Genomic DNA, 6,304 nt, shown 5'->3' with positions numbered 1-6,304 from the left:
TTAACGCTGGCGATGTGGCTGTTCTTCGATGACGACTACGAGGAGGTCATGGAGAAGCTTGTCGCGGGCCTGAAGGTGTTCGGCTGGTGGCGGGACTGGGAGGTCCCGACCGGAAGCGGTCTCACGCACGCGCGGAAACGGCTCGGGGAGGAGCCGCTGCGCGTGCTGTTCGAACGGGCAGCGGAACCGATCGCGCATCCCGGCTTGAAAGGGGCGTTCCTGGCCGACCGGCGGCTGATGGCGATCGACGGGTTCAGTCTGGATATCCCCGACACTCCCGCCAACCGCGAGGAGTTCGAGAAGCTCCAGAACGGATCGAAGGCCAGCGCCTACCCGAAGGTCCAGGTTCTCGGGCTCGTCGAGTGCGGGAGCCGTGCGTTTCTCGCCGCCGGGCTCGGTGGATGCCGAACAGGTGAGACCACGCTGGCCCGCCAGATCCTGAGCCGGCTGGAACCCGGCATGCTTGTCATAGCCGACCGTAGTTTCTACGGCTACGAGCTGTGGTGCGCCGCCGCGGAGACCGGCGCCGACCTCCTGTGGCGCGTCAAGGCGAATCTCACCCTTCCCGTGCTGGAAAGCTTTCCCGACGGCTCCTACCGCTCCGTCCGGCCAACACCGGCGTGCACGTCGTCGCTGCCGCAGTCGAACTGGGCGACGGCGACGAAGCGATCAACCGGGCCAGCCAGGTTCACATCACCTCAGACCTACCGAAGATCCGCGCCTGCCACCACTACTGGCGTATCTGGGTCAGAACAGCGGCACGCTTCCGCTCTTGGACTGGCCGAGCCGGTGGCAGGTGTCGCTGTCGCGCAGGTAGCCGAAGGAGAAGGCCTGGGCGCGTTGACGGGGGGTGCCGTGGGCGCCGGGGGCGGAGGCCGCCTCCTGGTCGAACCAGCCGCTGTCGCGGGTGTCGCCGATGCTGTAGAACAGCAGCGCGCCCTGCAGCGCGTCGGTGAACGCGATGCGCTTGGCGTCGTGCGCGCTCTTGGCCTGGCGGCCGGCGAAGCAGTCGGCCTGGTTCTCCTCCGCGCGCGACACCACGCCGATCGTCCCGCCGATCCGGTTGCCCCGATGGCCCAGCTCGTGCATGATCACAAACAGCGGGTAGGACGCTCCACCCGCCTGGAACGGCTCCGTCATGAAGTCGACGCTGTAGGCGACGGTGTCGTCGAGCTGGCAGTACAGTGCGTTGTCCGCGAACTGCTTGGGATCGTTCACCTGCGCGCCGCAGGCGTCCCGCGGAACCTGGCCGTCCCGGTAGGGGACGAACCGCGGTGGTGTCCACGCGTCGCCGAGTTCGCCGTGCCAGAAGCTGTTCGTGCCGCCCGGGCAGCCGACCGGTTCGGAGAGGAGTTTCTCGACCCCGGCGAGGTCGGTCACCCTGCCCCCGCACTCCCCGGCGGCCGCGATCGGCACCGCCGACGTGCTCACCGATGTCCCCGCCGCGGCCGCGTCCGCCGCGGGGGACGCATTGCAGCCGGTCAGTACCCCGACGGACACGACGATCGCGGCCAACGCCGCCCAGATGACCCGCACGAGGCATCACCGTAGAGGTCCGCCCCGGTGCGTGGAACCCGACGTCGTCACCCTGACAGGCGCCGACGCCCTGACCTCGCCTAACTGCCGGTCGACGGCCCGGCCACAGGCCCCGATGGGCGCCCATCAGTGGAACCAGGCGAACCGCTGGAACCGGGTGAACCCGCCCGCGCCCGTCAGGCCACCGGCCACGAGGCAGGGGGCGGTCCGGGGGCGTCAGGCGAACAGCTCGCGGATGTCGTCGGCGTCGAGCGTCGAGCTGAACACGTCACCGTCGTCCATGACGCTGGAGAACAGCCGCGCCTTCCGGCCCTTCATCGCCATCACCTTCTCCTCGATCGTGTCCCGGGCGACGAGGCGGTAGACCATGACGTTGCGGGACTGCCCGATGCGGTGCGTCCGGTCGACCGCCTGTTCCTCGGTCGCGGGATTCCACCACGGATCGAGCAGGAAACAGTAGTCCGCCTCGGTCAGGTTCAGGCCGAACCCGCCGGCTTTCAGGCTGACGAGAAAAACCGGGGCCGACCCCGTCTTGAACCGCTTGAGCACGGTGGACCGGTCGCGGGTCCGGCCGTCGAGGTAGCAGTGCTCCACACCGAGGGCGGACAACCGTTCGCGTACCTTGCCGAGAAATCCGGTGAACTGGCTGAAGACCAGGGCCCGGTGACCACTGTCGACAACGTCGGTGAGCTGCTCGAACAGAGCGTCGATCTTGGCGCACGGCAGGTCTGCGTGGTGGTCGTCCACCAGGCCGGCGTGCAGGCTGAGCTGGCGCAGCAGGGTCAGCGAGCGCAGGATCGTGAAGCGGTTGCGGTTCATGTCGTCGACCAGGCCCAGCACCTTCTGCCGTTCCCGTTGCAGATAGGTCTGGTAGAGCCTGCGGTGCCGCGGGTGCAGGTCCACCTCCAGGACCTGTTCCTGCTTTGGCGGGAGCTCGGGCGCCACCTGTTCCTTGGTGCGGCGCATCATCAGCGGCCTGATCCGCCGTCGGAGCTGGGCGAGCAGCTCGACGTCGTTCTGCTTCTCGACCGGCCGGGCGTAGTAGTCGCGGAAGCGGATCGGGTTCGGGAACAGGCCGGGCGCGGCCACCGACAGCAGCGACCACAGCTCCATCAGGTTGTTCTCCATCGGGGTCCCGGTGACGGCCAGTTTGAACGGCGCCGGCAGCAGCCGGGCGCACCGGTAGGCCTTCGCCTGGTGATTCTTGATCATCTGGGCCTCGTCGAGGATCAGGCCCGACCAGGCCAGGCTCGCGTACTCCTCGTGCTCGAGGCGGAAGAGCGTGTACGAGGTGATCACCAGGTCGGCGCCCGACACCGCCTCGTCGAGGGCCTCGCCACGCCGCCGCTGCGTGTCGCGGATCGCCACCGTTCGCAGCCCGGGCGCGAACCGGGCCGCCTCCGCGGCCCAGTTCGACACGACGCTCGTCGGCGCGACGACGAGGAACGGCGCGAGCTCGGGATCGGCCTGCCGGGCGTGGCAGACCAGCGCCAGCGTCTGCAGCGTCTTTCCCAGGCCCATGTCGTCGGCGAGCACCCCGCCCAGCCGGTACTTCCACAGGAACGCCAGCCACCGGAAACCGTCGAGCTGGTAGGAGCGCAACGTCGCCGCGAGCGTCGCCGGCGGCTCCTGTTCGAGCTGGCCCTCGGCACCCAGCTCCAGCAGCCCCGTCACCTGCTGGCGCCACGACTGCGCCTGGCGCTCGACCACACCGAGCCCGGCGAGCTCCTCCCACAGCCCGACCTGGAACCGACTGATCCGCAGCGGACCGCCGGGTGAGTCCTGCAGCGCCCGCGCCTCCTCGATCAGCCGCCGCAACGACTGTAGCTCGGGCTTCTGCAGGCTGAAGTAGGCGCCGTCGGCGAGGAGCAGGTGCGACTGCCCCTGGCTCAGCGCCAGGAAGACGTCCGTGAACGGCACCTGCCGGCCCTCCACGGTGACGGTGACCCCGAGATCGAACCAGTCGGTCTCGCCCACCACGTCGTCGGTGGACAGGCCGATGAGCAGCGAGTCGCCGGCCTCCCGGTAGGCCGCGGGGTCACCGCTGACCTCGACGGCCACCCCGGGCCGGTCCGCCAGCAACGGGAGCAGCTCCGTCGTCGCGCGCATCGTGTCGACGCCGCGCAGCCGCACCCGTGGCCGCAGACCGGAACCCTGGTCACCGGCGAGCAGGGCGGCCGTGCCGGAGGGCAGATCCAGCGCCGCCAGCACGCCCCGCAACGCGTCCTGCTCCTGGCGCGGATCCCGTAACCCGTCCGGTTCCGCGGCGGGCGGCGTCGCGGCGGGCAGCATCGTGCCGTCCGGTTCGGTGCCGTCCGGTTCCGTCGCGTACAGCGGCACGTGGATCCGCTCGCCGCCGACCTCGTAGGCCCATCCCCAGCTGAGGTCGAGCTCGTGGTCATCGCCGTAGGAGGCGTGCAGCACCAGGGCCGGCGGCGGCACCTCCGGCGGCTCGAAGGAACCGTCGCTGGACACGACGGGGGCCAGGCGCCGCAGGCGCGGGTAGAACTCCGCGCGGAAGCGGGACTCCTCGCTGCGGGGCACCCGCAGGCTCCCGTTCCCGACCGCCATCCGCTGCAGCCGTGGCGGCACCGGCTGGGCGAGCCGCGCGAGCCGGACGTGCCAGTCCCGATGGTCGTCGGAGGCCAGGACCTCCGCCCGGTCGACGTACACGACGCCGTGGCCGTCGCGGCCGATGAACGAGAACACGGCGGCGTCCGTCGCCGTCCCGCCGAGGCGGAGCAGAGGAGCCACGACCAGCGACTGCGTGCTCTCGTCCTGGGTGACGTTCAGGCACAGCTCCGCGGAACCGTACCGGCTCACGTCGCCGAGCTTCTTGCGGGCATGCACGAACCGGAGGCCGACCGCCTCGGCCTCGTCGAGCATCGACCAGAGCTGCCGGCTTTCGAACGCGCAGAGATCGAGTCGTTTCGCGCCGCCGGAAGAGTAGGAGGAGTAGTACGAGTACCCGTACCGCTCCTCATGGGCCCGGTACACGGCGAAGAACTCCTGCAGCAGCCGTACCTGCGGCTGCTGGTACTCGCGGGTCTGGTACGCCGCGTTGAGGACGTCCCACCCGATGGCGTTGACCCAGCCGTTCCGGCCCGGCTGCACCAGCCGGGCCGTGACCCGCAGGCCCAGCTCGGACCCGCCGCCGTGGGCCGGCGGATCCGCCGTGAAGCTCAGCTCGACGGCCAACGGCGTCGTCCCGCCGGCCCCGCCATGGCCGCCGCCGACGGCGGGCGAGGAACCCAGCAGCTCTCCCAGGTCCTCGGTCCAGGCAGCCGACCGGGACGGCCGGGGCCGAGCCTGCCGGGGCCGAGCCGACCGCGGGGAGGACCCGGACCGCCGCGCCGATGGGCCGGGGGCCGCCGCCGCACCCGTTGCCGCGCTCGCCGTGGCCGTCGCGCCTGTCGTGGCCGTCAGCACCAGTGCCACGACGTGCTTGCAGTCGGCGCCCACCGGGCAGGTGCACGAGCCGTACTGGAACGTCCAAGAGGACGGACCGTCACCCGAGAACTGCGCGTTCGTCGCGTAGACCTCGCCGCCGCTTCCACGCACCCGGCCCTGGAGGGTGTTCTCGTCGGGGTCCCAGTCGATCCTCGTAACCGCGCTCTGCTGGGCGTAGTGCACACCTCTGGCATACGAACGTTCGCTGACGGCTGTCCGGAGACCGGCGGTGCCGGGTCCCTGCCACGACACGGAGAGCATGCCGTTAAGGTAGCAGGCGGTGACGGAAGGTCGCCAAGCAGCCCAGCTCGGCCGTCGACAGGCATGGCCTATCGCGTCGACGGTGAGAGGGTGCTGGGGATACGTGCGCCCGAGACGAGGCTGCGGTCGAGGTCCGCCACGGTCGCGGCGCCGAGCAGCGCCATCGCGTGGTCGAATTCCACGCGTAGCAGTTCAATCATCCGTAGGACACCGGCCTCGCCGCCCGCGGCGAGGCCGTACAGGTAGGGCCGACCCACGAAGACCCCCGCGGCGCCGAGGGCCAGCGCCTTGACCACGTCGTTGCCTCGCCGGACACCTCCGTCGAGGAACACCGTGAGTCTGCGCGCCGCCGCGTCAACCACCTCCGGCAGGATATCGATGGTCGCGGGGAGGCCGTCCAACTGCCGCCCGCCATGGTTCGAGACCACGACACCGTCGACGCCCAGCTCGACGAGCCGGTCGCATTCGTCCCCGCGCATCAGGCCCTTGAGGAGCAACGGGCCTTCCCACAACGACCGGATCCGCTCGACGTCCTCCCAGGTGACGCAGTCCGACGACGATTTGATTGTCGCTCGGGTCTGGTTGAGGCTTAGCCGGGACGGGCCGCCGGGACGGCCGGCGCCGAATTGGCCGCGCATGAAGTCGAATTTGCCCATGAAGTCGAATTTGCCGCGGATGAAATCGGTCGCCCACGCCGGCTTGCTGGCCCCCTGCAGCAGCATCTTGGGATGCGGCGGCCGACTCATGAGCTTGTTGCGGGTGTCGCGCTCACGGTTGCCCAGGACCGGCGTGTCGATGGTGATGGCCAGGGCCCGGTAACCCGCCGCCGCGATCCGCCGGACGAGGTTCCCGACCTCGGCGCGGTTGGGGGGCAGGTAGAGCTGATACCACAGCGTGCCGGTCGAGCGCGCGGCGACATCCTCGAGCGGGAAGGCTGCCACGGTGCTCTGCATGTACACGATGTCCGCCCGCGCCGCGGCCCTCGCCACAGCGATCTCCGCGGACGACCGCGCGAGGCGGCCCGCGCCCGTGGGCGCCAGCATGATCGGCATCGACA

The 6,304-nt window shown here is 70.4% G+C and carries 3 protein-coding genes and 1 pseudogene; 1 reads left to right on the top strand and 3 read right to left on the bottom strand.

What is annotated here, in order from left to right:
• Window positions 1-12 precede the first annotated feature (12 nt).
• Window positions 13-612, top strand: a pseudogene (locus AC08ON_RS12555) (IS4 family transposase); the annotation flags it as partial.
• 135 nt (window positions 613-747) lie between these two features.
• Here AC08ON_RS12555 and AC08ON_RS12550 read toward each other — a convergent pair.
• The 3 genes from AC08ON_RS12550 to AC08ON_RS12540 all read right to left on the bottom strand — a co-directional run.
• A complete protein-coding gene (locus AC08ON_RS12550) occupies window positions 748-1,536 on the bottom strand; it encodes a neutral zinc metallopeptidase (RefSeq protein ID WP_476617025.1) in 789 nt (262 codons plus the stop codon).
• Window positions 1,537-1,752: 216 nt separating this feature from the next.
• Window positions 1,753-5,247: a DEAD/DEAH box helicase gene (locus AC08ON_RS12545; RefSeq protein ID WP_476607704.1), complete on the bottom strand. Its 3,495-nt coding sequence runs from the start codon at window positions 5,245-5,247 to the stop codon at window positions 1,753-1,755.
• Between the two features lie 68 nt (window positions 5,248-5,315).
• The coding region (locus AC08ON_RS12540) for an alpha-hydroxy acid oxidase (protein ID WP_476617024.1) at window positions 5,316-6,304 on the bottom strand (989 nt) is incomplete at its 5' end.

Source organism: Frankia sp. CoWAU3 (assembly GCF_977971855.1).
This window is presented reverse-complemented; position numbering and strand designations above follow the sequence as displayed.

Bases quoted from the DNA above. Each gene is read 5' to 3' on its own strand.
- AC08ON_RS12545 (WP_476607704.1), bottom strand. From the start codon at position 5,247: ATGCTCTCCGTGTCGTGGCAGGGACCCGGCACCGCCGGTCTCCGGACA.